Below are 23,246 nucleotides of genomic sequence, written 5' to 3' on the forward strand. Positions count from 1 at the left end.
ACAAAAGGCGCATCGCAACAACCGACTTAGCGCCTTGTTGGAGAGCCTGACCATGAACCTGATTGCATCGCCTTTCGAATCCATCGAACACGCCGTCATCTGGCTGTTGATCCTTTTTTCCATCGCCACCTGGGGCCTGGCCTTGCTCAAGGGCGTGCAGTTCATTCGCCTCAAGGCCCAGGACCGCAAATTCCATAAACACTTCTGGGCCGCCTCCAGTCTCGATTCCGCCGCCGAACTGGCCCAAAGCCAACCGGGCGCCGCTGCCCGCGTGGCATTGGCCGGCTACGCCGCGATCCAGGTGCCGGAAGACCAGCAAGCCGCCGACTTGAGTCAGTCGATCAACCACCAGGACCGCCTTGAGCGCGCCTTGCGCCAGCAGATCGTGCGGGAGCGCCGCTCTTTGGAAAGCGGCCTGGCCATCCTGGCGAGCATTGGCAGCACCTCGCCCTTCATCGGTTTGTTCGGTACCGTCTGGGGCATCATGTCGGCCTTGAAAGGCATCAGTGCGGCGGGCTCGGCCAGCCTGGAAACTGTGGCCGGGCCGATCGGTGCTGCCCTGGTTGCCACGGGTGTCGGTATCGCTGTCGCGGTGCCGGCGGTGTTGGTCTACAACTACTTCCTGCGCCGCCTGAAGCTGACCGCCGCTGACTTGGATGATTTCGCCCACGACTTCTACAGCTTGGCGCAGAAGAATGCCTTTCGCGTGTTGTTGCACCCGGTGCTGAACAAGCCTGGCGCGACCGTCGCCGGGCAGCCCGTCAAGGAGGCGTCCTGACATGGCCTTCTCCACACAAGACAGCGATGAAGTGCTCAGCGAGATCAACGTCACGCCCTTGGTGGACGTTATGTTGGTGCTGCTGGTGGTGTTTATCGTCACCGCGCCCCTGCTGACCAACGCCATTCCCATCAACCTGCCCAAGACCGAATCGGTGGCGCCCGTGGAGCAGAAAGACCCGCTGGTGGTGAGCATCGATGACAAGGGCAAGGTGTTCATCAACAAGGACGAGATTCAGGCAGAATTGCTGGAGTCGAACCTTAAAGCCGCCAAGGCGAAAAGCCCTGATGTCCGTGTGCAACTGCAGGCGGACAACGGGGTGAATTATGGCGAGGTGGCTCGGGCCATGGCGTCTATTGAGCGGGCGGGGATCAGTAAGCTGTCGGTGATAACGGCGAAATAGGATCGGACTCATGTCTTGGATGTGAGCGCTGAATGATGGAAGGGTAGGTGTCGATCACGCGGGACGTACCACTCTGACCTTCATATGGGGTTGGTTGTCGGGTGCGGTTGGAGGAGGAGAGTCTAGCTATGTCGGACTTGGCGCATAACGACTGAGGCGATTAGATTTTCTCGCACAAGCAAATAGAACTCAGAGAGTTCAGCATTGATTCTAGCCAGAGCTCAGTCGTAACCAGCAGAGGGCGTGTCACTTTCGGTGATATAAGGCGGACTGCATCCAATTCCAGCCTTCGGCCTGGTTGAAGCCATTTCTGTTCGTATACCGGCCGCCCTGGAGCGGAGACTAATTCATGTCCCTTCCAGGCGCTGAGCGAGGACGCAGGAACCAGTCCAGGTGTTTTGTAGCTAACGGGCTCACGACAAAGACAATGAGGCTTACTGTGATTGGCGTTAGAACCAGTGTTCGATGCCACACAGCCCAGTTGTCAGCCAGCGGACTCAATGTGTAAAGCAGGAGTGTCGCGATGGAGCAGGGACGCGACATAGCGGTATCGGACGACTTCCTCCAGCGATTGGCGCGAGGGCTGCGGCTCGACCGAGCCGAACGGGAGCACCTTTTTGCACTGGCTGGCCGTGAGACATTTACGGATGGGACTGAAGGCGCCGAGCTTTCTCGGTCACTGGTAACGATGATTAATGCTCTGGATCAAGCCGCCTACATAATGGACAGCTCTTGGGGTGTGCCATAACGAAGCGGCAAGGAGTCTGTTTGAAGACTTCACGTTGTCACGACCGAATATGCTGCGCATCGTCTTCTTTTCCGACCACTACCGGCAGAAGATTCAGGACTGGCAGTTCGCCGCGAGGCTTGTGCTGCTCAAGGCGCGCCATGACTATCTGACAGGAGGGAAGAGCCCGGTTCTGAAGTCCATCCTCAACGAGGTTCTTCAAGCCGTCCCACAAACGATGGAGTGGTGGGATGATCCCGAAATCCTCCCGATCGGCGATACGGACATTACGCTCCGCGATGCACAGGGCCGTTGGCGAAGCTATCGCATCAACATCCTTATTTCCAAGGACAGGCCTGGCCTTCGCGTCGCCTTCTACGATGAAAAAACATAAGACGGTCAGCTTTTCAACGTGGCCGTGGGTTTGCAAGCTGAGGTCAACGCAGGTTGTCGTGGATGTTAGGACATGGAGTTATGGTGCCGCGGTTGTTTGTGCATACCCCATCTCGACAATGGGGGAAAGTATCGCCGCATAATCAATTGACGACGGTGATTGCGCCGATGGCGATGGCCGCGAACAGCATCACTATCACGGTGCCGAAGGTCCACTTCAGCGAGACCCGCTGGTTGTCGCCATAGTCAATGTCCAGCAGGCCGCACAACAAGTAGGTCGATGCCACCAGCGGGCTGAGCAGGTGAACCGGCTGACCGATGAGTGAGGCAATCGCCATTTCGTTCGGACCAATGCCGTAGTGTGCGGCGGTTTCCGCGAGGATCGGCAGCACACCGAAATAGAAGGCGTCATTGGTCAGGACGTAGGTGAACGGCATGCTCAGCAGGGCGGTGATCACCGACATGTAATGCCCGGCCTGCTGCGGCAGCAGCGTAATCAGATTGTCAGAGATGGCCTTGATCATCCCGGTGCCGCCCATGATGCCGACGAAGATGCCTGCAGCGAAGATCAGCAGGGTCACGGCCATGACGTTGTCGGCGTGACGGGCGATGACTTCCTTCTGCTGTTTAAGCGTGGGGAAGTTGACCAGACATGCCAGTCCGAAGGCAACCATGAACAGAATCGGCAGCGGCATCAGGTTGAGCATCATGCAACTGATCAACGCGACGGTCAGCACGACGTTCAACAGGAACTTCGGGTCGCTAAGGCGAATGTGTGCGTACCCCTTGAGCACTTCGTCCTCGCTGACAGCGATCAGGCCCAGACGCCGATATTCCATGCGCCCCAACCACCACGCCGCAAATATCACCCAGACTCCACCGGCGATCATGACCGGGACCATTTCCAGGAACAGCTCGGTGATGTCCACGTGCATCGCGCTGGCCGCGCGGGAGAAAGGGCCGGCCCACGGCAGGATGTTCATGACGCCGATCGCCATCAAAAGCACTGTAGCCATCACTTGCAGGCGGATACCGGTCAGCCGGTAGATCGGCAAAAAAGCGGCCGTGGCGATGATGTAAGTAGTGGCGCCATCGCCATCCAGGCCGACGCAAAGCCCGAGCACCGCCGTGCCGATCACGATCTTGCGCGGGTCACCTTTGACCAGGCGCAGCAGCACTTTGATCAGCGGATTGAACAGCCCGGCGTCAGTCATCATGCAGAAATAGAGAATGGCGAAGGTCAGCATGATGCCGGTAGGGGCGAGCATCTTGATGCCGTCGTACATCATCCCGCCCAGTTGCGTAGTGAAACCGCTCAGGCAGCCGAACACGATCGGCACCAGCAGCAGTGCTACCAGCGGCGAGAGACGTTTGCTCATGATCAGGTACATGAAGCTGGCGATCATGGCGTAGCTCAGAAAGATCAACATGGGCATCCCTTTTATTGGTTTTGTCGGGTGCGGGCGATGCGTGCCCGCTTTTTCTGGCCGAACGAAACCCGTGCGCAGCGCACACAGGGTTCAGATCAAATGGATTTAGCTGTGAGAGAACATCGCTTGGCCGCTGTGTTCGAGGTCGGCCACCAGAATCGTGCTGGTGGACGAGTCGGTGATGAACAACTGCCGATTGCCTTTACCACCGAAGGCCAGGTTGGTCAGGGTGCGGCCTTCGGTGCAGGAACGAATCCGGTGCAGCGGCACCGCTTGGGGATCGAAGACCCAGACGCAGGCATTGCCGGCATCGCAAACGTACAGGTTGCCCTGTGAATCCAGTGCCATGCCATCAGCGCCGCTGACTCCGCCCGCCATGGCGGTGAAAATGCCGACCTTGCTAGTGCCGCCGTCGCGCTGGATCGGCAGACGCCAGACTGCATTGCCTCGGGTCATCGCCACGAACAATGCGTTCTGCGCCAGGTCCATGACCAGTCCGTTGGGGCTGGGGCCGTTATCGATCAGACGAATCAGCAACTCTTTGCCCAGGTCGTAGGCGTAAACGCGGCCGGTAGGATCCTGCTGGCCTGTCTGGCCTTGATCGGTGAAGTAAAGCTTGCCATCGGCGTCGAAAAAAAGATCGTTCACCCCTTTGAAACCTTCACTGCGGCTGTGGGTGAGGAAGGGCGATACCACTCGGGTGTCGGGGTCGAGGGTCAAAATCCCCTGCTTGTAGTCGGCAATGAAGATACGGCCGTCCCGATGGATTTTCAGGCCATTGGGCCAGCCATCGTATTGCGCGACCAACGCCCAATTGCCCTGCGGATCAATGCGGAAAATCCGCCCGTAAGGAATGTCGGTGACGTAAAGGTTGCCTTGCAGATCGAACGAAGGCCCTTCGAGAAAGCTTTTGACCTTCTGCCCGGGTTTGTTGGCGCGGACCCAGTCGGAGTCTCCGTCTTTCCAGAATTTTTCCGGCAGCGTCGTGAACACGCGAGTCGGCAAATCGCGAGGTGGGGCATACAGGCTCACAGGATCAACTCCTCGGGGCGAATGAAGAAATAACCGACTTTGCAGGCGAATATCTCTCCGCACCCTGTTTGTTGTTGTTCTATCTAGCAGAACAATATTTCTTCTGATGGAATAAATGTCGACCTTATTTGGGGGGATGTCAACCCACTCGCTTTCTCCGAGTTGAGGTTGGAAGCGTTCTCCAGCTCAACACTTCCAAATTCATAGGCTTGTAGTTGGCATGCTTGGATGAGCGGCGTTGACAGAGCAAAATCTTAGGCTCATGATTATTTCAGAACAACGTTCTATCAGATAGAACATATGTAATTCCACACCCGGAGACCCGGCGATGAACCATAAGAACAATGTAGATATTCTGATCAGCGAGGTGGGTCCCCGTGACGGCCTGCAGAGCGTCAGCGCAACCATGCCCACGGAGCTGAAGCTCAAATGGTTGACCGCGCTGGCCGATGCCGGGCTTAGGGAAATCGAGGTCGGCTCCTTCGTGTCGCCAAAACTGTTGCCGCAAATGGCCGACGCTGCCGAGCTGGTCATGCATCTGCGCAAGCGCCCGGATGTCTTCGTGACTGCCTTGGTACCGAACCTCAAGGGAGCGGAAGCTGCGTTCAATGCCGGTGTGCAGAAAATTACCTTGCCGATTTCCGTCAGTGAGCCGCATTCGTTGGCCAATATTCGCAAGACTCACCAGCAGGTGTTCGACGAAGTCCGAGCGGTGATCGCGTTGCGCAACGAGCGCTTTGCTCATGTGGAAGTCGAGTCCGGCCTGTCGACCGTATTCGGCTGCACGATTCAAGGCGAAGTGCCGGAAGACGACGTGATTCGCATGGCCTTGATCATGGCCGAGCTGGGCGTGGACGAGGTCGGCCTGGCCGATACCGTCGGCTATGCCAATCCTGCGCAGGTGCGTCGAGTGTTTACCCGGTTGCGCAACGAGATTGGCAGCAAGGCGGGCAGTGCGCATTTCCACAACACCCGCGGACAGGGCCTGGCCAATGTGGTGGCCGCACTGGACGTCGGCGTCACCACTATCGATGCCTCTCAGGGAGGTATCGGCGGTTGCCCCTACGCACCGGGGGCATCAGGCAACATTGTGACCGAGGATCTGGTCTATCTGCTCGAATCCATGGACCTCCGGACCGGCGTTGATATCGACAAGCTGGTGGCTGCTCGTGAGTGGTTGATGCAAGGTCTGCCGGGAGAGCCGCTGTACGGCTTCATTCCCGACGCTGGCGTGGGCAAGAATTTTCACTACGCCGGAGGTGCGCGATGAGCCTGCACAATGAAAACCTGCAGAGCTTACCGCTGGCGGGTGTTCGAGTGATCGAGTTCGTACACATGGTCATGGGCCCGACCTGCGGGTTGGTGCTGGCGGATCTGGGCGCTGACGTGATCAAGGTCGAGCCGGTTCCCGAAGGCGACAATACCCGGCGTCTGACCGGTTCCGGCGCCGGTTACTGGATGACCTACAACCGCAACAAGAAAAGCTTTGCCGTCGACATCAAGACCGAAGAGGGCATGGCGGCGGTGTGCAAGCTGATCGAAAGCGCGGACGTGGTCACCGAGAATTTTCGCCCTGGTGCCATGGAAAAACTGGGTCTGGGATACGAGCAGGTCAAGGCGATCAAACCGGACATCATCTACAGCTCGATGAAAGGCTTTCTTCCCGGCCCTTACGAGCACCGCACCGCGCTGGACGAAGTGGTGCAGATGATGACCGGGCTGGCTTACATGACCGGTCCGGAAGGCCGTCCACTGCGCGCCGGTGCATCGGTCAACGACGTGATGGGTGGCATGTTCAGTGCGATTTCGATTCTCGCGGCGCTGTGGCAGCGCAAGAACACCGGCGAAGGGCAATTCGTGCAGACCGGTCTGTTCGAGAACTCGGCCTTTCTAGTCGGCCAACACATGATGCAGATGGCGACCACGGGCAAAGCTGCGGCACCAATGCCCAGCCGCTTGTCGGCTTGGGCCATTTATGACGTGTTCAATACCTGCGACGACGAGCAGGTGTTCATGGGCGTGGTCAGCGACAGTCAGTGGGCCAGTTTCTGTCAGACCTTCGGCTTCGAAGAATTGGGGCGTGATCCCGAGCTGGCGAAAAACACCCAGCGAGTTCAGGCGCGGACACGGATTCTGCCTCAGGTGAAAGAGCGTTTGGCTCAGTTCAGCAAGCAGAAGGTCATGGCGATGTGCGAACAGGCGGGGCTGCCGTTCTCACCGATTCAGCGCCCGCAGGATCTGTTCGACGACCAGCACCTGAACGAGTCGGGAGGGCTGGCGCATCTGGCGCTGGAAAGCGGCGAGCAGGTCAAGGTGCCGATGTTGCCGTTCGAGATGAATGGCCGACGTTTCGATACGCGCCTGAACGTGCCGCAACTGGGCAGTCACTCCACCGAGTTGCTGGAAGAAATGGGCTATGCGTCGGGGGATGTCGACGCTCTGCGTGCTCGCGGAATCATTCGCTGACGCGCCTTCAAACGGATTCTTGAATCAATTCGCTGACGGAGTTTCCCGCCGTCAGCCTTATAAAAATAAATGTTGAGGAAACCGGTCATGGCAATTGTCACGACATCCCCGCACAGCAGCACAACCGGCGGTGTGCGGCCGCTCGATGCCGAGCAGACCCGCGTACTGCACAAGGCCGCCTGGCGCCTGATCCCGTTGCTCGCGCTGGCATACTTTTTCAATTACCTGGATCGTACCAGCGTCGGTTACGCCGCCCTGCAAATGACCGAGCAACTGGGGCTGACCGCCACGCAGTTCGGCCTTGGGGCGGGCATTATGTTCTTTGGTTATTGCCTGTGCGAAGTGCCGAGCAATCTGGCGATGTATCGATTCGGCGCCCGCTTGTGGATGGCTCGAATCATGATCACTTGGGGGCTTGCGGCAGCCGCTACGGCGATGATCGTCGGGCCCTACAGCTTCTATGCCGTGAGGTTGATTCTCGGCATCGCCGAAGCGGGTTTCTTTCCAGGCGTGATCTTCTTTCTGACCCTGTGGTTCCCAGCGCAGTATCGCACTCGCGTGCTGGCCTGGTTCACCGTAGCCACGCCGATCTCGTTTCTTGTCGGCGGCCCGCTGTCGATCTGGTTACTGCAGATGCATGGCTTTCTGGGCCTGGCGGGTTGGCAGTGGATGTTCCTGATTGAAGGCCTTCCGGCGTGCATCCTTGGCCTGATCACACTGAAAGTCCTGACCAATCATCCCGCCGAAGCCAAATGGCTGTCAGCTGATGAGAGAGAGGTGCTGATAGGCATGTTGGCCGAGGAACAGACCAAGGGCCAGCACAGCCATGGCTTCAAGGCGGCGTTGAAGGATCCGAGGGTGTGGATTCTCAGCTCGATCACTTTCAGCTTCACCCTGGGTTCTTACGGCATCGGTATCTGGCTGCCACAGATGCTCAAGGCCCATGGCGTCGAAGTCAGCATGATTGGATGGGTGGCGGCGATTCCGTACTTCTTCGCGACAGTCGCGCTACTGGTCTGGGCCAAACACGTGGACCGCACTGGCAAGGGCATTTTCAACCTGACTCTGGCGATGCTGCTGGCCGGTTTGGCGCTGCTGTTCGCCTTGCAGATGAATGCGCTGGTGCCGGCCTTGGCGGGCATCACCATGGCGCTGATCGGGACCATCGCCGGCAAGACCATCTTCTACACCTTGCCAGGCAAGTTCCTACGTGGGCAGGCGGCTGCGGGCGGGATTGCGCTGATCAATTCGATCGGTGCCTTCGGTGGTTTTGTCGGTCCCTATCTGATGGGGTTCCTCAGGGACTACACTGGTTCGTTCACCGCAGGTCTGATGGTGATGGGCTGCATCATGTTCGTCGCTGCGGCGATGGTGGTGTCACTGCGCCTGTTCCTGCGCGAAGAGTGACGACCGAGCTGCAGTTTTTTGCCAAAGGTGGCGTGGACCTCTGATATTGTCTTGCGGGCGACCTGCCTGGCCATGAGGCCACCTGTCGTCCGCAAGCGTAAATCGACAATGAGTGTCTATGAATACCGAATCCGAAAAGAACGTTTCCGACCCGGGCAGCAGCGCAGAGGGCGGAGTCGCCGCGGTGGACCGTGCCTTCGCCATTCTGGCTGCGTTCAATATCGAGCAGGACAGCCTGACCTTGGCTGAGATCTCGCGCCGCACTGGGCTCTATAAAAGCACGATCCTGCGTCTGATCATTTCGTTGGAAAAGGCCGGCTTTCTTCGCCGTTTGAGTGACGGTCGCTACTCCGTGGGCCCTGAACCGTTGCGTCTGTCGCAGCTTTATCAGACCTCGTTCAGGCTGCGGGACGTGATTCACCCGTTGCTCGAATCCATCACTGAGGAAAGCGGGGAGACCTCTTCGTTCTACGTGCTGGAAAACGGCAGCCGGGTCGTGCTGTTTCGGGTCGAACCCAAGCGCGCGGTGCGGGTTTCGGTACTCGAAGGCGCGCGCTTTCCGCTACAGGCCGGCGCTTCGGGCAAGATCCTTCGCGCCTTTTCCCGCTCCGTCGACCCGGCGCTGACCGAGGTGCGCGAGCGCTTCTGGGCTTGTTCATTCGGTGAACGCGACCCGGAAACCACAGCGGTTTCGGTGCCGGTTTTCTCTATGGGGTTCGAGCTGAAGGGAGCGCTGACGCTGTCCGGCCCATCCGATCGTCTGCTGAAAGAGCATATCGACCACGCGGCTTCCATTTTGCTGCGCAATGCAGCGATTGCGACCAGCGCCTTGGGCGGCAGCGACGTGGAATTGCGCGCTGCGCTAAAACGCCTCAATCCATGATGGCTGCCCTTTGGATGTCCGGTTTGGAGCGAAACGATTTATTAGTATTTGATGGAATTCTATTACAAGCTATCTGGATTCCCGGGGAAAATTTTCACCAAGGTTCTGGCTGGGTGTTGGCGTCATCGACCGAATAGCTATCAGCAAAACGGTCAATGTTACGCAAAGGGGCTGAGCTAGAACGGCGCAGCCTCCTCGCCCAGCAGAAGCCCTATATCGCCAACTTTGTTTTCAAGGGCCAATTTGATGCTGGCCCGAAGTTTTTCGTCAACCTCCTTGTGCAGACGAATCTTTCCAATCGCCAGTGAAGTGATAAATTCCATAGCAGCGTCACCGCGTTCGAAGCCATAACCCTGAACGACACGCAAGATGATATATGCCATGGATGCGCTGTAGGTTTCGTGGGCGCTGTAGTCGAGCTCTGTGGGTAATGCAGCTCGGAGAAACGCACCCTGTATGATACCGTCGTCGTAACGAGAAAAGACTTCAGTCGTCAGCAGCACCCGAAGTGAATTCAGACTGTACCGAGATTTATTCACGTCCCCTGTGGGCGCCACTCGCTGACGCTTTCTGAAATAGGGAAAGAAATTTGGCTATCGCATTCTTTTCAGGCTTGTGCGCTCCGACAACTCGATAAAATTCCCGTCGGCATCACGGACGAATGAGACCACCGCCACACCGCCGTAGTCACGCGGCGGCGCTGCTTCGATGGCGCCTCGTTGTAGCGCCAGCTTGTGCTCCTCCCGGCAGTCCTGGACCTGGATGGTGAGGTAGCGCCAACCCCGGCCAATCCACGTCTTCGGTGGTTCGGTAGCAGGTGACGCCGATCGCAGTATGACCAGTGAGTCCCCAACCAGGAACTTGTTCGGTGATGGCGAGGGGCATTGCAACGCATGCCCCCAGAAGCGCGCTGCAGCGTCAAGGTCAGAAACCTGAAGTTCCACGGCCAGGCCGCTGATTCCCTCGTATCCCGGTGGCACCAGAACAAGCTGATTGCCATCTGGGTCGCTCCATTGGATTAGTTCAGTGAGTTCGGGGACGACCAGAAAGACGCCAATGAAACGGGTAGCTGTGGTGTATGGGAGGTCGCGTAGGCTGTGGTTGATCTTGATGATGGACCCGTTCGCGTGAAATCGGTGCTGATGTATCCCTTCGCCGAGCTTTAGCACCTGATCGAATGCCAAGCCAGCCTTGTCCTGCCAGAAGCTGAGCTGCTTGGCTAGATCGGAGGTGGTGAATAACCCAACGTCGAGCTGTTGTTTTGCGAGCTGCATGATCGTGCTTCCTTAAATGCTATCAGAAGAGTTGCGCGGTGCCTGGCGCTTACATCAGACCTTCGCTGATGAACGGGAAGAACAGCCACAAATGCAGCTTGGTTCCAAAGTCAACGTTAGGATCGCTGTCGTGAGCGTCTAGACGCCATCGCCCACGCCCACCACTCCAGACTTGTCGTCTGGAGCCAGGCGCAGTCTGTAGCTGCCGGCTGCAATGCGGATTGCCAACGCTAGGGCCATCCTGGCCAGCTCCGGCGAATGTACCGGCACGCCAAGCAACCCTGTGCGGCCACTGCTGTATTGAAAGATCCGATCAGCGCGCCTAGCGGATCAATTGCTTTACGGGGCGAACTAAGCTTTCGCCGGGCTAGCTCAGACCTCTCCGAGGTACTTGCCCATGTTGCGTTCGAATTCCGCCGGTCCGACAGCTCCAACCTTGGCGTAAATCTTGGCCCTACGCCCCGGCACGGTGGGCCAGGTGGTGGCGGGCCCGAGGAACAGGTCCTGCACAGCGAGCAAGTCCTTGGGATCAGGAAGGGTGTGGCGATTGACGAAGTTCTTGGCGGCGGCCAGTGCCGGTCTGTCAAACGTGGCGATGCGGCATGCGATAAGGTCGACGTAAGCATCAAGCTCCGCGTCCGGCAGCGCCCGGTTCACCCAGCCATAGAGCTCAGCCGTGGCGGCGTCGTAGTCCAGGCTGCCGAGAATGACCTCCAGAGCGCGGGCGCGGCCCAGCAATGGCGGCAGACGGTCGAGTGCGCCACCTCCAGGCACAATGCCGGCCCCCACCTCGGGTTGGCCGAAAATGGCCTTCTCCAGGCTTGCAAAACGCATGTCCATGGCTTCGGCCAGTTCCGCGCCACCGCCGCGTGTACGACCTCGGATCTTGGCAATGCTCACCACCGGCAACTGGCTCAGACGCACCGTCATGTCAATCCACGTCGGAAGGCCCGTGGGGCCGGGCGCGGTAGGAGTGTCGCCAGCGCGTGTGAGGTCGTAGCGGCCAAAGAAGTAATCGGGGTTGGTGCTTTCAAACACGACTACCTGCAGTGTCTGGCTAGCTTCGATCTTGTCCACTAGCGCCTGAAACTCCAGCACGGTCTCAGGGTTGACGATGTTGGATGGCGGGTTGTCGAACAGGATGCGCCACTGCTTGTCGGATAGCTCTTCTATGCGGAATTGGCTATTGGTCATGTCAGCTCCTCAATGCACTTCGACATCAGATCAGTTTGGATGTGTCGAGCACCAGCTTGCCGCGGGTGTGACCGCTGCCCACGGCTTCGTAGGCTTGCTTCAGCTGGTTCAGCCCGAATACCCGGCTGACGTGCGGCTTAATGATGCCGGCGTTCACCAACTTCGCGATCTCGGCCAGCTGAATGGCATCCGGGCGCGTCAGCGGTCCATGGAACTCGGCGCCACGCGAGGCTGCAAGCTCTTCGTACTTGGCTATTCCTGCAGCTGCGCCCTTGGCAATCGCCTCCGGTAGGCCCAACGACATGAACGCGCGGGTATCCGCCATCATGACCAGGCCTACGTAGCGCCCGCCGGGTGCCAACGTGTTGATGGAACGCTCGACCAGTTCGCCGCACACGCCGTCATAGACCACGTCGAACGGGCCAAAGTCTTCGAAACGCTGCTTGGTGTAGTCAACCGCAATGTCGGCGCCCAGTTCCTTCAGGAAAGCCTGGTTGGCGGTACCGGCAGTTGCTGTCACGTGTGCACCGAAGTGTTTGGCCAGTTGGATGGCGAATGTACCCACGCCGCCGGCGCCGGCCTGGATCAGGACGCGGTCGCCATTTTTCAGGTTGGCGCGTTCGAAAAACGCTTGCCAGGCGGTCAGGGCCACAGTTGGCAGGCTGGCCGCTTCGATGTGGGAGATCTTCGTGGGCTTCTTGGCCAGCAAGTCATTGGTGACTACCGCTAGCTCTGCGTAGGCGCCAGGCGCGCGGTTGGACATGCGCGCGTAGACCTCGTCACCCACCTTGAACTGGGAGGGACCGCTGACCTCGCGCACCACACCGGAAATGTCGAAGCCCGGCACCTGAGGGAAGGAGTAGGGCAGCACGCGTTGGAAGCCTCCGGCACGCATGCCCAGTTCCACGGGGTTGACGCCCGCAGCCTTGATTTCGATCAGAGACGTGCCCTCGGAAAGGACCGGGTCTGGCAGTTCGCCAGATGACACAACCTCGTTGTCGCCATAGGCGGTCAGATAACTTGCTCGCATTGCAGATCTCCTCTGGAAGTGAATTTCAGAGTATGCGATAGACCTGCAATAGTCTAGTTATTGAACTTTTGTGCTCGGAAAATTCCCCCAGAAAATACTTGGCTATTTTTTCTAGTGATTTTGCTCGCTAACGTGGGCTTTGAGCCGCAGGTCTGTTAGCGGCACGGCACGACCTTTGACGGAGCGCACTTCCAGCGGCGCCAACTCGCTGCCGTCGCTGGCATCGAGCATGTCGGCTGGATAGCAGTCCTTGGGAAACAGCCATCTGTCACCCCATTGGCGCAAGGCCACGATCAGGGTGTAAAGGTCCGCGCCCATGGGGGTCAGTACATACTCATGTCGGCGGGCGTTCTCGGTAATTGGCTGGCGTGCCAGCACCCCGCCCTCGACCAGGCGCTTCAGGCGCTCGGTAAGCAGGTGGCGTGAGATCTGCAAACGCTCTTGGAAGTCGTCGAAGCGGCGAACGCCACTGAAGGCCTCCCGGATGATCAGGAGGCTCCCCCATTCGCCAATCAGATCGACGGCGCGCGCCATCGGGCAGTTTTCTTCCGCCCAGCTTTTTCGTTGCATCGTCATTGGTTCCATTAATACGAGTACAAATTATACGACCTCGAGATCGAAATTCTTCCAGCGAAACACGACTGGAGCGGCGTTCATCTCGTCAATGTCTCTGAGGATGCGAGTCTTGAGTTTGGGCGTCGAATCTACGCTGATATAGCGGGGGAGGATGCGTGCCATTTCGAGAAGGCGCATTCGATCAGATTGAGCCAAGAGCCATGCTGGGGACATGGCTTGCCACAAGATGGGATCGGCGGACTGAGCGATGAGCGTTGCAGGGAGGCTGGCGTTCGCAGCACGAGGGGAACTAGGTCGGCTCCCACCTGCTGCGACAGTTTTAATTGTCTGAAACCACTGGTGGACCTAAACAATAAAAAACGTCGCATTTAGTCGTCTGAGCTGGGGGCCTGCAAGGTCAGCCGGCATGGTAGTGAAGCGGGCGAAGGCACCTTTCTCGAAATCCGTACCGTAGCGCCTTGTCAATCACTTCCTTCGCCTCACCATCCTGTGCCTTGCCGCCGCGCTCCCCTTGCATTCAATATGGATACTAATATAGTATCCATGCATGGCTTCAGTAAACACTCAGTTCTCCATTGCCGTCCATGTACTGGCGGCAATCGCACATCACGACGGAGTTTTCGCTTCGGAGATTCTCGCGGGCAGCGTAAATGCGAACCCGGTTTTCGTTAAAAGAATCCTCGTTAAGCTTTCGAAGGCGAAACTGGCTAAGACGACTGTTGGTAAGTCGGGTGGTTACGGACTGGCACGAAGCCCAGAAAATATTTCGCTTTTAGACATCTATTCCGCAGTAAGTCCTCCTGATGCGTTTGCCATCCATACTTATCCCAAAAGAAAGGAGTGTATCGTGAGCTCTAACATCAAGGAGGTCATGAGCGACATCCTGGTTGACACGCAGGAGGCCGTCCATAGGGAGCTGAGACAGACGACGTTGGCGGATGTGGTGTCTAAAATCAGAGCTAAGTCCGCTTAGCTTTTTTTTGCCTATAATAGATACGTTAATAGTAGCCAATAAGCATTTAGAAGGAGCGCGAGATGACGCGATTGAATGAAGAGTCCCCTGTGATTGACGGCACTGCAACCGGACCCGTCGCTGCAAGGCATGACAAGGATGCGCCCACCGCCGTTCTCATCGGGGTGACCGGTGGACTTGGTCACGCGCTGGCCAGGCTCCTCGCGGCCGAGGGCTTTCGATTGGTGCTCGCTGCACGACGAGAGCACGACGCAGCCGAGATAACTGGCAGAAGCGACGGTTCGGCGATTTACCTACGCGCGGACGTAACCGATCCGGCGAGCCTCGAGAAGCTGGCGGCAACGGCCTTTGAGCACCTCGGCCGGATCGATGCAGTGGTTAACCTTGCAGGCATCTCGCCGCGCAAACCTATTGAAGACTACACGCTATCCGACGTCGACGATCTGCTCGCTATCAACGTGAAGGGGCCCATCTTCGTGACTCAGGCATTCCTGCCTGGACTGCGCAAGCAAGCCAGCGACGGAGTAATCGTCCACATCGGTGGTGCCATGGATGGCCGGGTGGCGCTGCCGTTTATGAGTGCCTACGCGGCGACCCGCGGCGCACTGGCGAGCTACGTGCAAGGCGCCAATCGCGAGCTTGAAGGTACAAACGTATCCCTGTCGTTCTTCGGGCCTGCACCCTCCAACACCGAGTCGGAGTCCCCGTTTTTCGACATGTGGAAAAAGATGGGCGTCGCCCTATGCGAGCCTGATGAGGTGGCGAGCGATATCCTCGCCACCATCCGCCAGCGACGTAAGGAGCATGTTATGGGCGGCGCGCTGCTCAAGATGATGACGCTCATGAATGCCATCTCTCCATCCGCTGCTGATGCGATTGGTCTGCGGAAATTTGGGAAGCTTATCAAGCAATATAGCCCGCGTTGATAAGGGGGCTTCGAACTTGTATCCGGGGGCGGGCGGAAGGGCTCCGCACCTTAGCCGGCCTCTATAACATGGCTTACAGCATGTAGGGCGGGTGCGCAAACTGAGACTGCGTCTTACCGACAAAGTCTATGACGGCACCTTTCTGGGCGAAGAACTCTTGATCCAAGAGACTAGGCGAGTGATTCCACCAAAGGCCAGCTGCAAGAACCCGCCCGCCTACGATGCCTGAGCTTACGACGATTGAAATCGCTCAACTGCATCGAGCCGATGTTCAGCCGCCTCAAGCAGTTCCTTCGCGTTACGACCCTATACGACAAGGCGCGAAAATCATTCTCGGCATTCCACAGCCTAGTCGCAGCCAACATATGGCTCCTATACAACTACAAGAGCCAAATGCCGAACAGGTGGGGATCTCGCATACGACCGATAACTCAATCGCTGACAAACGAATAGGATCCCAGGTGAACGAACAATTTTTCCAGCCCTACACTTTCAACAACGGAGCGACGGTAAAAAATCGGCTCTTCATGGCGCCGATGACCAATGGGCAAAGTCATCCCGACGGACGCTTTAGCGAAGAAGAATTGAACTGGTTAACGATGCGTGCCCAAGGTGGATTCGGCGCGGTCATCACAGCCGGAGCTTCGCCCTACGAAGACGACCTTTACATAGAAGGGCAGATCGGAGCTTTCTCAGATGCTCACGAAGATGGACTCCGCCGCTTTGCCGAAATGGTTAAGCGCGAGCAGGCGCTGTCGATTGTTCAGCTCATGCCCTCCGGAATGCGAGCAAAAGCCAAGCTGAATAGAGGCAAACAGCCGGCGGGTCCAAGTGTCGTTCAACTTCCGATTCCTGATTTTGAGCAGCCTCGGGAGCTCAGCGAAGAACAAATCCACGCCATCCTTGATGCTTTAGTGGATAGCGCGCGGCGAGTGCATCGGGCTGGCGCCTCCGGAATCGAGCTACACGGTGCCAACGGCTACCTCTTTACCCAGTTCTTTAGTTTGACCACGAACCTGCGAAAGGATAAATGGGGAGGCTCGGTGGAAAATCGCGCACGATTTCTCCTCGAAGCTATGCGGAGAATCCGGGCCGACTTACCTAGCGACTTCACCATCGGAGTGAAGATCCTCGCCGAAGACTGGAACAGCGGGCGGGGCTTCGACATTGACGAAGGCTTGGAGATGCTCCGAATGATGAACGATGTGGGGTTTACTTACCTGAATCTCTCGGCCATGAACGCTAAGGAAGTATCCTGGAAATATCCCAATCAAAAGCAAACAAATCTCTCGCGGGTTAGGGGCGTTTTAAGGGGCGACATTCCCGTGGTGGCAAGTGGATCGTTGTTAACGCCGCAAGAAGTTCAAGATGCGCTCAACGATGGTGCCGATATGGTTGCTTTGGGCCGTGCGGCGATATTAGCCCCGGACTGGCCGAAAAGGGCTGCTCGCCCTGACTTCGAAATTAAAAATTTTCCGCTCACGCTTGAAGAGCTCTATGCGCTCGGAGTGTCACCGAAGTTTGTGCATGCGCTGCGAAATGGGCTTTCCATGTGGAAATTCATAAAAGAAAATTAGGAAGAGAACTCCATGAATATAAAGCAAAGTAAAGCGCGAGTATTGGTTATAGGTTCCAGTGGGCAAGTAGGTAAGAAAGTAGTTTCCAATCTAGAAGGCAGCCTTGACGTTAACGTTAGGATTACTTCCCGCAGGCTTGAGGAGGTTCATCGTTTAAGCTGCGAGGGAAAGGACATCGTTCACCTTGATCTGGACGATCCCCGAACTTTCGGAGCCGCGCTCGCAGGCGTGGATCGAGTTTTCCTTTTAACCGGCTATACCGTAGCCATGCTTGCGCAGAGCAAGACGCTGGTAGACGCCGCCAGTAAAGCCGGTGTTAAGCATATCGTGCACCTCGGTGTGTTTGGAGAATGGGATTGCACGGGGCCAGCCTTTGCCTGGCATCAATTGGTTGAGGCCTATATTAAAACCAGCGGAATTTCTTGGACCTTCCTTCATCCCAATATGTTTATGGAAAACATACTTACCCTTTGCTTAAAGGGAGACACATTGACCACTTACTGGAACGAATACCGAACGGGCTGGGTTGCTGCGGCGGATATCGCCCTGGTTGCAGCTACCGTGCTTCAGCAGGGGCCGGCGAAGCACGCTGGTAAAGAGTATTGGCTTAGCAGCGATGTTGCTACAGGCCCTGAGCTCGCCAAACTTCTAAGCGAACTCCTCGGAAAAGAGATTACCGCTAACGTCCTTGGCCCCGCAGAATTTCAGGCTATTTTCACATCGGCAAGTATCCCGGTGGAGTCATGGTATGCGGATGGCGGCGTCGAGATCATGCGACAGGTTGTGGATGGACGGATGGGATATCTCGGAAGCGTTCGGGATGATGTTCCGCATGTTACCGGACAGCACGCCGTAACACTCAAGCAATGGATTCTTGAGCATCGGCAGGAGCTGATTTCGAGCACCGGGCACTAGGATTGCTCCGATCAACTTGCCATGCAGGGGCGGCAAGTCGCAGTTTTCCTCGGCACGCACCGCTTAGGGGGGGCTCTGAAATAGGCGAATGTTTCCGGCTATCGTACTGTCTGGGTCGCCCCATTGGATTCGCTTAGTGAGTTCGGGTGCGGCCAGAATGACGCCAGCGAACCAGTTAGGTGTGGTGTAGTCAACACGCAATGTCGGAGCCCAGTTCCTTCAGGAAAGCCTGGTTGGCGGTACCGGCAGTTGCTGTCACGTGTGCACCGAAGTGTTTGGCCAGTTGCATGGCGAATGTACCCACGCCGCCGGCGCCGGCCTGGATCAGGACGCGGTCGCCATTTTTCAGGTTGGCGCGTTCGAAAAACGCTTGCCAGGCGGTCAGGGCCACAGTTGGCAGACTGGCCGCTTCGATGTGGGACATCTTCGTGGGCTTCTTGGCCAGCAAGTCATTGGCGACTGCCGCGAGCTCTGCGTACGCGCCAGGCGCGCGGTTGGACATGCGCGCGTAGACCTCGTCACCCACCTTGAACTGGGAGGGACCGCTGACCTCGCGCATTACACCGGAAACATCGAAGCCCGGTACCTGAGGGAAGGAATAGGGCAGCACACGCTGGAAGCCGCCGGCACGCATGGCCAGTTCCACGGGGTTGACGCCCGCAGCCTTGTTTTCGATCAGGGGCGTGCCCTCGGAAAGACCGGATCTGGCAGTTCGCCAGATGACACAACCTCGTTGCCGCCATAGGCGGTCAGATAACTTGCGCGCATCGTAGATCCCCCGTGAAAGTGAATGTCAGGATATGCAAAAGATATAGAAAGGTTTATTTATTGAACTTATATCGTCGGAAAAAACCAGCAAAACTAATGGGCTATTTTTTTTAGCAGTTTTGCTCGCGAACGTGGGCTTTGAGCCGCAGGTCTGTTATCCAGCGTCCGATTGGCTATGGGTAGAATCCAATAGCCTTGCTTGGAATTACTCCATTTTTGCTCTTGAAACACCCCGAAAACAAGTCCAGAATTGAGTCTTTTCCTGCTTCGGCAAGAAAAGAAACCCCTTAGATTTCAATGGGTCGGACGCCAGATGCGAGTCTCGTTTCCGGCTCCAATCTCCTGATTTGTATTCGCTGTATCGTCAATCTGTGGTTATTCGCGCAGCGTTTTGCCGCAACTGATCTAAATAGTCAGCCCATTGCTGAGCAGCCTCCCGGCGCTGCACTAGCAGTTGCGCGCGCGCATACACAGCGCCAAGAGCTCCCGGCATTCGGTGAGATAACGAAAGTTCGAGCACGATTGGATCGATACCCAAGTGCTCGTGGGCAATGGTTCTGTAGGTCGCGCGAAAGCCGTGAGCAGTGATGTCATACTCCGGCCAGATACGCTGAAAGGACTTGAGCATGGAGGTCGGATTGATGGGGCGACCCGGATAGACCGGCGAGACGAACACCCAGCCTTTGCCTTCTTCATCCACCACGCGGGTTTTATGTAGCTCGCGTAACAGAACCAAGGCTTGCTCAGGCAACGGCACGATGTGCTTGCTCTTATCCAGATGCTTGGTCTTGCTCACGACGTAACGCCAATCGGCGCCCACCAAGTCGACATCTTCCCAGCGCATCTGCACCAGTTCGCCTGGGCGGACCGGCAGCATGACCAGCAGGCGCATTGCGGTGGCAACGCTGCCGTCGTTGCAGTCATCAAGGCGTAGAAGAAACCTGCCCAGGTCGGATGGCCTTTCGATCGCCGGGTTGCTGGTCACGATATGGCGAATCTTCAACTCCTCGATGTTACTGAGCGCCACGTTGCGCTCCACCCAGCCGCGACCTTCGGCAAAGCCCAGAACGGCACGGATGATGGTACGCACGCGCCGGGCCATGGCCATGGTGCGCTGGCGGCGCAACTCAGTGATGATCGTAGTGATGTGCTCCAACTTGATCTCGCTGATCGGTTTTTTGCCAATGGCAGGCAAGATGTGGTTGTTCAGCGCTCCGGTAAAGCCCGAGATGGATTTGGTCACCAATTCGGCAGACTTGAATGCCAACCATTGCTCGGCCACGTACGCGAAGGTGCGCTCTTCATTGAGCAACTGCGCCTCGATCTTGGCGGTCTTGGCCTTGAGCGGAGCGGTGTGGTTAGCCACGTCGCGGCGTGCGCCGCGGGCAATGTCGCGCGCCTCCTTGAGACCAATGTCGGGGTAAGCGCCGATGGAGAAGCGGTTTTCCTTGCCATGCAGGCGATACTTCAATCGCCAAACCTTGGAAGGGGATTTGCCGACCTTGCTCGACGCCCTTACCTCCAAGTAGAGCCCAGGGACTTCGCCATCGGCGTGTTTGCCGGGTTCGGTCAGCGAGCGGATCAAGGCATCGCTGAGTTTTCGTTTGAAAACAACCGCATTATCTGGGGGCATCGGTGGGGGCACCCTTTTTAAGGAACCGAAATTTGCCCCCAATTATGCCCCCATGAGTCGTGGAATCCATTGGATTTAGACAGACGGCAGTAGACTTAAATTTTCAATAACTCGTTGTTATAAAACGGTTTTATGGAATTTAGTGGAATTCAATTACAGGCTATCGGGGTCCCCAAAGAACATCTGAATGCGCGACCGCAACCAACGCTCCCCAGGATCGTTGTCCTGGGACCCGCGCCAAGCCATGTGCAGCTCAAAGCTACGCACTGGAAGCGGTGGGTCTTCGGCGCGTACGCCACCGGCGGCGGTCAGTGCGTCGGCGGTGTAGTCGGGGACGATGGCGATGATGTCGGTACCCGCCAGTAGCGTGCTCAGGCCATTGAACTGAGGCACCGCCAAGACCACATGGCGCTTGCGATCGAGTTTCTCCAGCTCTTCATCGATAAAGCCGCTCAAGTCACCGGCGAAGGACACCAGCGCATGGGGGCGGGCGCAGAATTCATCCAGGGTCAGTCGTCCTGGCGCGGTGTCGGCCCGTAGTACTTTGGGCAAGCTGCGCCGCAGGACCTTACGCTTGGCGTTGGCCGGCAAATCTTCGGTATAGCTGACGCCGATGGAGATTTCACCGGACGCCAGCAAACCAGGCATCAGAATGTAGTTGACCCGGCGCACCACCAGCACGATGCCGGGCGCTTCGGCCCGCAGGCGCTTGAGCAGCATCGGCAGCAGGGCGAATTCGGCGTCGTCCGACAGGCCAATGCGAAACACCGAGGTGCTGGTGGCCGGGTCGAATTCCGCCGCCCGGCTGACCGCCGTGGAAATCGAATCCAGGGCCGGGGAGAGCAGGGCGAAGATCTCGACCGCCCGGGCGGAAGGCTCCATGCTGCGACCGGTACGTACGAACAACGGGTCATCGAACAGGCTGCGCAGGCGCGACAGCGCGGCGCTGATGGCCGGTTGGCCTAGGAACAGTTTCTCGGCCGCGCGAGTCACACTGCGTTCATGCATCAATGTTTCGAACACGATCAACAGGTTCAGGTCGACACGCCGCAGGTCATTACGATTCATCTGGGGTCCTGGCAGATTCGGCAAGCTTGACGTGAGCGGCCATATGGGAACAATGGCCGGCATGAATCTTACGGGGAAAGACTGGTACTCTGCACCGGCTAATTGAGTTTTCTTAGGTTAAGTCCTACGCAATGGCTTGGTTTTTCTTGCTGCGGAATCAATGACAGGCATGTCGACTATTAATAGCCACTGATGGTCTTGGGTACAAAGCCCGGATAGAGTTCATGGCATTAGAGGTTACTTTGACGAGGTTTGCGATGTCCCGCACGATCCGTTTTCACAAGTTTGGTGGTGCCGAGGTGCTCAAATGCGAAGAGCATACGGCGGCTCTTCCTGCGCCAGGAGAAGTGCAGGTCCGTGTCGAAGCGATCGGCATCAGTTGGTACGACACCTTGTGGCGCCAGAACCTGGCGTCGTCCCAGGCGCGCCTGCCTTCGGGCCTGGGCCATGAAATGGCCGGTGTGGTCACGGCCGTCGGCGACGGCGTCGATGACTTGGCCGTGGGCGACAAGGTCGCCAGTTTTCCGGCCGAAAGCCCGAACGATTACCCGGTGTACGGTGAAGTCATCGTGCTGCCGCGCACCGCCCTGACCCGTTATCCCGACGTGCTCAGCCCGATCGAAGCCGCCGTGCATTACACGCCGCTGCTGATCGCCTATTTCGCCTACATGGACCTGGCACGGGTCAAGCCGGGGCAATTCGCCCTGGTCACCGATGCCAGCCATTGCGCCGGTCCTTCCTTCGTACAACTGGGCAAGGCCCTGGGTGTGCGGGTGATCGCGGCCACCAAGACGGCTGAAGAGCGTGAGTACCTGTTGTCGCTGGGCGCCGAGAAGGTCATCGTCACCGAAGAGCAGGACTTGCTGATGCAAATCAACAAGCTCACCGACAACCGTGGCGTCGATGTGGTCTTCGACGGCCTCGGCGGGCCGCAGATGTCGCTGCTGGGTGACGTGTTGGCACCGCGTGGCAGCCTGGTGCTGTATGGCTTGCAGGGCGGCAACCAGACGCCGTTTCCAGCCTGCGCGGCGTTCCAGAAGAACATTCAGTTCTTTGTGCACTGCATCGGCAATTTCACCGGCAAGCCGGAACTGGGCATTCTCCAGGACCAGGTGGCCTTGCAACGAGCACTGCGCGATATCAATCAACTGACCGCCGACCGTGTGCTGTTGCCACTCAAGACTCGGGTCTTCCCGTTCTCCGAGTTTGTCGAGGCTCACCGCTACATGGGCGAATGCCCTTGCCGTGAACGTGTTGCCCTTCAGGTCACCGACCCGGTCTGAACCCTGCCTTGCGCAAGAGTCATCGTCCGGGCTCTTGCGCTGCCTTCGTCCTGACACCTTCTTATCCTTTCTGACGACACCTCCTGCCTGGCGGTGCTGCGTTCTTACCTGGCCTTTCGTGCCTTGAATGGCCTGTCCCGGTTCGCTCAAGCCTGAAACGGTCTGCCGACCAACATCTGAACTGGTTTTTGCCCTCAATCTGTATCTTCTAATCATTGTTTAAGTCTTGATAATTGAACGCTGATTTCCATATCAAGGAAGAAGTCGTGGTGCTGTATAACTTTTTCGAAGGTCTTCATCCTTCAAGATGCATTCAAGGGGCAATAAACGTAAATGGGTATGGGGCTATCTATCGACCCTGGGGAAAACAGGGCGGGGTAGAGAGCCAATTAAAGTTCGGCAAGTTCTTTATTTCTCGTACTCATTGTCTGTGGGACGTTGTCGGAATTCTCCTAGGACGTGCCGTTCGGTCGGTTAGGTCCCCTGATTTCAAGGCTTTCGGCGGGGGAG

22 protein-coding genes are annotated in these 23,246 nt (G+C 57.4%); 12 read left to right on the forward strand and 10 right to left on the reverse strand.

What is annotated here, in order from left to right; all coding sequences use genetic code 11:
* Positions 1-52 precede the first annotated feature (52 nt).
* From TK06_RS05220 to TK06_RS05235, 3 genes are all read left to right on the forward strand, one after another.
* The gene (locus TK06_RS05220) at positions 53-778 is read left to right on the forward strand and encodes a MotA/TolQ/ExbB proton channel family protein (RefSeq protein WP_063321132.1); all 726 of its coding nucleotides are present in this window, start codon (positions 53-55) and stop codon (positions 776-778) included.
* 1 nt (position 779) lies between these two features.
* Positions 780-1,181 carry an ExbD/TolR family protein gene (locus TK06_RS05225; protein WP_063321133.1) on the forward strand — a complete coding sequence of 134 codons (402 nt, stop codon included), beginning with the start codon at positions 780-782 and terminating at the stop codon, positions 1,179-1,181.
* 737 nt (positions 1,182-1,918) lie between these two features.
* Positions 1,919-2,302 carry a hypothetical protein gene (locus TK06_RS05235; protein ID WP_161951728.1) on the forward strand — a complete coding sequence of 128 codons (384 nt, stop codon included), beginning with the start codon at positions 1,919-1,921 and terminating at the stop codon, positions 2,300-2,302.
* A 142-nt stretch (positions 2,303-2,444) separates the two neighbouring features.
* On the opposite strand, the gene TK06_RS05240 is transcribed toward TK06_RS05235, so the two are convergent.
* Together TK06_RS05240 and TK06_RS05245 are read right to left on the reverse strand one after the other, a co-directional pair.
* Complete coding sequence (locus tag TK06_RS05240; protein ID WP_063321136.1) at positions 2,445-3,731, reverse strand: CitMHS family transporter; 1,287 nt, start codon at positions 3,729-3,731, stop codon at positions 2,445-2,447.
* 105 nt (positions 3,732-3,836) lie between these two features.
* Positions 3,837-4,763: an SMP-30/gluconolactonase/LRE family protein gene (locus TK06_RS05245; RefSeq protein ID WP_063321137.1), complete on the reverse strand. Its 927-nt coding sequence runs from the start codon at positions 4,761-4,763 to the stop codon at positions 3,837-3,839.
* A 328-nt stretch (positions 4,764-5,091) separates the two neighbouring features.
* Here TK06_RS05245 and TK06_RS05250 point away from each other — a divergent pair, with 328 nt between their 5' ends.
* The 4 genes from TK06_RS05250 to TK06_RS05265 all read left to right on the forward strand — a co-directional run bounded on the left by TK06_RS05250 (position 5,092) and on the right by TK06_RS05265 (position 9,519).
* Positions 5,092-6,033: a hydroxymethylglutaryl-CoA lyase gene (locus tag TK06_RS05250; RefSeq protein WP_063321138.1), complete on the forward strand. Its 942-nt coding sequence runs from the start codon at positions 5,092-5,094 to the stop codon at positions 6,031-6,033.
* Positions 6,030-7,229: a CaiB/BaiF CoA transferase family protein gene (locus TK06_RS05255; RefSeq protein ID WP_063321139.1), complete on the forward strand. Its 1,200-nt coding sequence runs from the start codon at positions 6,030-6,032 to the stop codon at positions 7,227-7,229. The genes TK06_RS05250 and TK06_RS05255 overlap by 4 nt, the downstream gene beginning before the upstream one ends.
* Positions 7,230-7,316: 87 nt before the next feature.
* Positions 7,317-8,636, forward strand: coding sequence for an MFS transporter (locus tag TK06_RS05260; protein WP_238992589.1), 1,320 nt, complete (start codon positions 7,317-7,319; stop codon positions 8,634-8,636).
* Between the two features lie 184 nt (positions 8,637-8,820).
* Positions 8,821-9,519, forward strand: a complete 699-nt coding sequence (locus TK06_RS05265) for an IclR family transcriptional regulator (RefSeq protein WP_238992590.1) — start codon at positions 8,821-8,823, stop codon at positions 9,517-9,519.
* Positions 9,520-9,695: 176 nt separating this feature from the next.
* On the opposite strand, the gene TK06_RS05270 is transcribed toward TK06_RS05265, so the two are convergent.
* The 5 genes from TK06_RS05270 to TK06_RS05290 all read right to left on the reverse strand — a co-directional run bounded on the left by TK06_RS05270 (position 9,696) and on the right by TK06_RS05290 (position 13,587).
* Positions 9,696-10,022, reverse strand: a complete 327-nt coding sequence (locus TK06_RS05270) for a hypothetical protein (protein WP_238992591.1) — start codon at positions 10,020-10,022, stop codon at positions 9,696-9,698.
* Between the two features lie 90 nt (positions 10,023-10,112).
* Positions 10,113-10,793, reverse strand: a complete 681-nt coding sequence (locus tag TK06_RS05275) for a VOC family protein (protein WP_063321142.1) — start codon at positions 10,791-10,793, stop codon at positions 10,113-10,115.
* A 372-nt stretch (positions 10,794-11,165) separates the two neighbouring features.
* Complete coding sequence (locus tag TK06_RS05280) at positions 11,166-11,987, reverse strand: enoyl-CoA hydratase/isomerase family protein (protein WP_063321143.1); 822 nt, start codon at positions 11,985-11,987, stop codon at positions 11,166-11,168.
* Between the two features lie 25 nt (positions 11,988-12,012).
* Positions 12,013-13,017 carry an NADP-dependent oxidoreductase gene (locus TK06_RS05285; protein ID WP_063321144.1) on the reverse strand — a complete coding sequence of 335 codons (1,005 nt, stop codon included), beginning with the start codon at positions 13,015-13,017 and terminating at the stop codon, positions 12,013-12,015.
* A gap of 111 nt (positions 13,018-13,128) precedes the next feature.
* Positions 13,129-13,587, reverse strand: a complete 459-nt coding sequence (locus TK06_RS05290; RefSeq protein ID WP_063321145.1) for a winged helix-turn-helix transcriptional regulator — start codon at positions 13,585-13,587, stop codon at positions 13,129-13,131.
* Positions 13,588-14,140: 553 nt separating this feature from the next.
* Here TK06_RS05290 and TK06_RS05300 point away from each other — a divergent pair.
* From TK06_RS05300 to TK06_RS05315, 4 genes are all read left to right on the forward strand, one after another.
* Entirely contained in the window at positions 14,141-14,566 is a 426-nt protein-coding gene (locus TK06_RS05300) for an Rrf2 family transcriptional regulator (RefSeq protein ID WP_063321147.1), read from the forward strand.
* Between the two features lie 62 nt (positions 14,567-14,628).
* Positions 14,629-15,492 (forward strand): SDR family NAD(P)-dependent oxidoreductase, encoded by an 864-nt coding sequence (locus tag TK06_RS05305; RefSeq protein WP_063321148.1) that lies wholly within the window; start codon positions 14,629-14,631, stop codon positions 15,490-15,492.
* A gap of 461 nt (positions 15,493-15,953) precedes the next feature.
* A complete protein-coding gene (locus TK06_RS05310) occupies positions 15,954-17,069 on the forward strand; it encodes an NADH:flavin oxidoreductase (protein WP_161951729.1) in 1,116 nt (371 codons plus the stop codon).
* Between the two features lie 12 nt (positions 17,070-17,081).
* Positions 17,082-17,984 carry an NmrA family NAD(P)-binding protein gene (locus TK06_RS05315; protein ID WP_063321150.1) on the forward strand — a complete coding sequence of 301 codons (903 nt, stop codon included), beginning with the start codon at positions 17,082-17,084 and terminating at the stop codon, positions 17,982-17,984.
* Positions 17,985-18,174: 190 nt separating this feature from the next.
* Here the strand turns inward: TK06_RS05315 and TK06_RS05320 are convergent, their stop codons facing one another.
* The 3 genes from TK06_RS05320 to TK06_RS05330 form a co-directional block, all read right to left on the reverse strand.
* Positions 18,175-18,759, reverse strand: coding sequence for an NADP-dependent oxidoreductase (locus TK06_RS05320; RefSeq protein WP_409077376.1), 585 nt, complete (start codon positions 18,757-18,759; stop codon positions 18,175-18,177).
* 357 nt (positions 18,760-19,116) lie between these two features.
* On the reverse strand, positions 19,117-20,385 hold the full coding sequence (locus TK06_RS05325) for a tyrosine-type recombinase/integrase (RefSeq protein WP_029300006.1): 1,269 nt from the start codon (positions 20,383-20,385) through the stop codon (positions 19,117-19,119).
* A gap of 153 nt (positions 20,386-20,538) precedes the next feature.
* The gene (locus TK06_RS05330) at positions 20,539-21,453 is read right to left on the reverse strand and encodes a LysR family transcriptional regulator (RefSeq protein ID WP_063321152.1); all 915 of its coding nucleotides are present in this window, start codon (positions 21,451-21,453) and stop codon (positions 20,539-20,541) included.
* Between the two features lie 257 nt (positions 21,454-21,710).
* Between TK06_RS05330 and TK06_RS05335 the strand changes: the two genes are divergently transcribed.
* Positions 21,711-22,736: a zinc-dependent alcohol dehydrogenase family protein gene (locus tag TK06_RS05335; RefSeq protein WP_063321153.1), complete on the forward strand. Its 1,026-nt coding sequence runs from the start codon at positions 21,711-21,713 to the stop codon at positions 22,734-22,736.
* The last annotated feature ends 510 nt before the right edge of the window (positions 22,737-23,246 follow it).

The organism is Pseudomonas fluorescens, from assembly GCF_001623525.1.
Classification (GTDB): Bacteria; Pseudomonadota; Gammaproteobacteria; order Pseudomonadales; family Pseudomonadaceae; genus Aquipseudomonas; species Aquipseudomonas fluorescens_Q.

What these genes read in the sequence shown, in the direction of transcription:
- TK06_RS05285 (WP_063321144.1), bottom strand. Translation starts at nt 13,017, where the DNA reads ATGCGAGCAAGTTATCTGACCGCCTATGGCGACAACGAGGTTGTGTCA.
- TK06_RS05275 (WP_063321142.1), bottom strand. Translation starts at nt 10,793, where the DNA reads ATGCAGCTCGCAAAACAACAGCTCGACGTTGGGTTATTCACCACCTCC.
- TK06_RS05290 (WP_063321145.1), bottom strand. Translation starts at nt 13,587, where the DNA reads ATGCAACGAAAAAGCTGGGCGGAAGAAAACTGCCCGATGGCGCGCGCC.
- TK06_RS05300 (WP_063321147.1), top strand. Translation starts at nt 14,141, where the DNA reads ATGGCTTCAGTAAACACTCAGTTCTCCATTGCCGTCCATGTACTGGCG.
- TK06_RS05330 (WP_063321152.1), bottom strand. Translation starts at nt 21,453, where the DNA reads ATGAATCGTAATGACCTGCGGCGTGTCGACCTGAACCTGTTGATCGTG.
- TK06_RS05240 (WP_063321136.1), bottom strand. Translation starts at nt 3,731, where the DNA reads ATGTTGATCTTTCTGAGCTACGCCATGATCGCCAGCTTCATGTACCTG.
- TK06_RS05325 (WP_029300006.1), bottom strand. Translation starts at nt 20,385, where the DNA reads ATGCCCCCAGATAATGCGGTTGTTTTCAAACGAAAACTCAGCGATGCC.
- TK06_RS05220 (WP_063321132.1), top strand. Translation starts at nt 53, where the DNA reads ATGAACCTGATTGCATCGCCTTTCGAATCCATCGAACACGCCGTCATC.
- TK06_RS05250 (WP_063321138.1), top strand. Translation starts at nt 5,092, where the DNA reads ATGAACCATAAGAACAATGTAGATATTCTGATCAGCGAGGTGGGTCCC.
- TK06_RS05225 (WP_063321133.1), top strand. Translation starts at nt 780, where the DNA reads ATGGCCTTCTCCACACAAGACAGCGATGAAGTGCTCAGCGAGATCAAC.
- TK06_RS05315 (WP_063321150.1), top strand. Translation starts at nt 17,082, where the DNA reads ATGAATATAAAGCAAAGTAAAGCGCGAGTATTGGTTATAGGTTCCAGT.
- TK06_RS05305 (WP_063321148.1), top strand. Translation starts at nt 14,629, where the DNA reads ATGACGCGATTGAATGAAGAGTCCCCTGTGATTGACGGCACTGCAACC.
- TK06_RS05335 (WP_063321153.1), top strand. Translation starts at nt 21,711, where the DNA reads ATGTCCCGCACGATCCGTTTTCACAAGTTTGGTGGTGCCGAGGTGCTC.
- TK06_RS05260 (WP_238992589.1), top strand. Translation starts at nt 7,317, where the DNA reads ATGGCAATTGTCACGACATCCCCGCACAGCAGCACAACCGGCGGTGTG.
- TK06_RS05255 (WP_063321139.1), top strand. Translation starts at nt 6,030, where the DNA reads ATGAGCCTGCACAATGAAAACCTGCAGAGCTTACCGCTGGCGGGTGTT.
- TK06_RS05280 (WP_063321143.1), bottom strand. Translation starts at nt 11,987, where the DNA reads ATGACCAATAGCCAATTCCGCATAGAAGAGCTATCCGACAAGCAGTGG.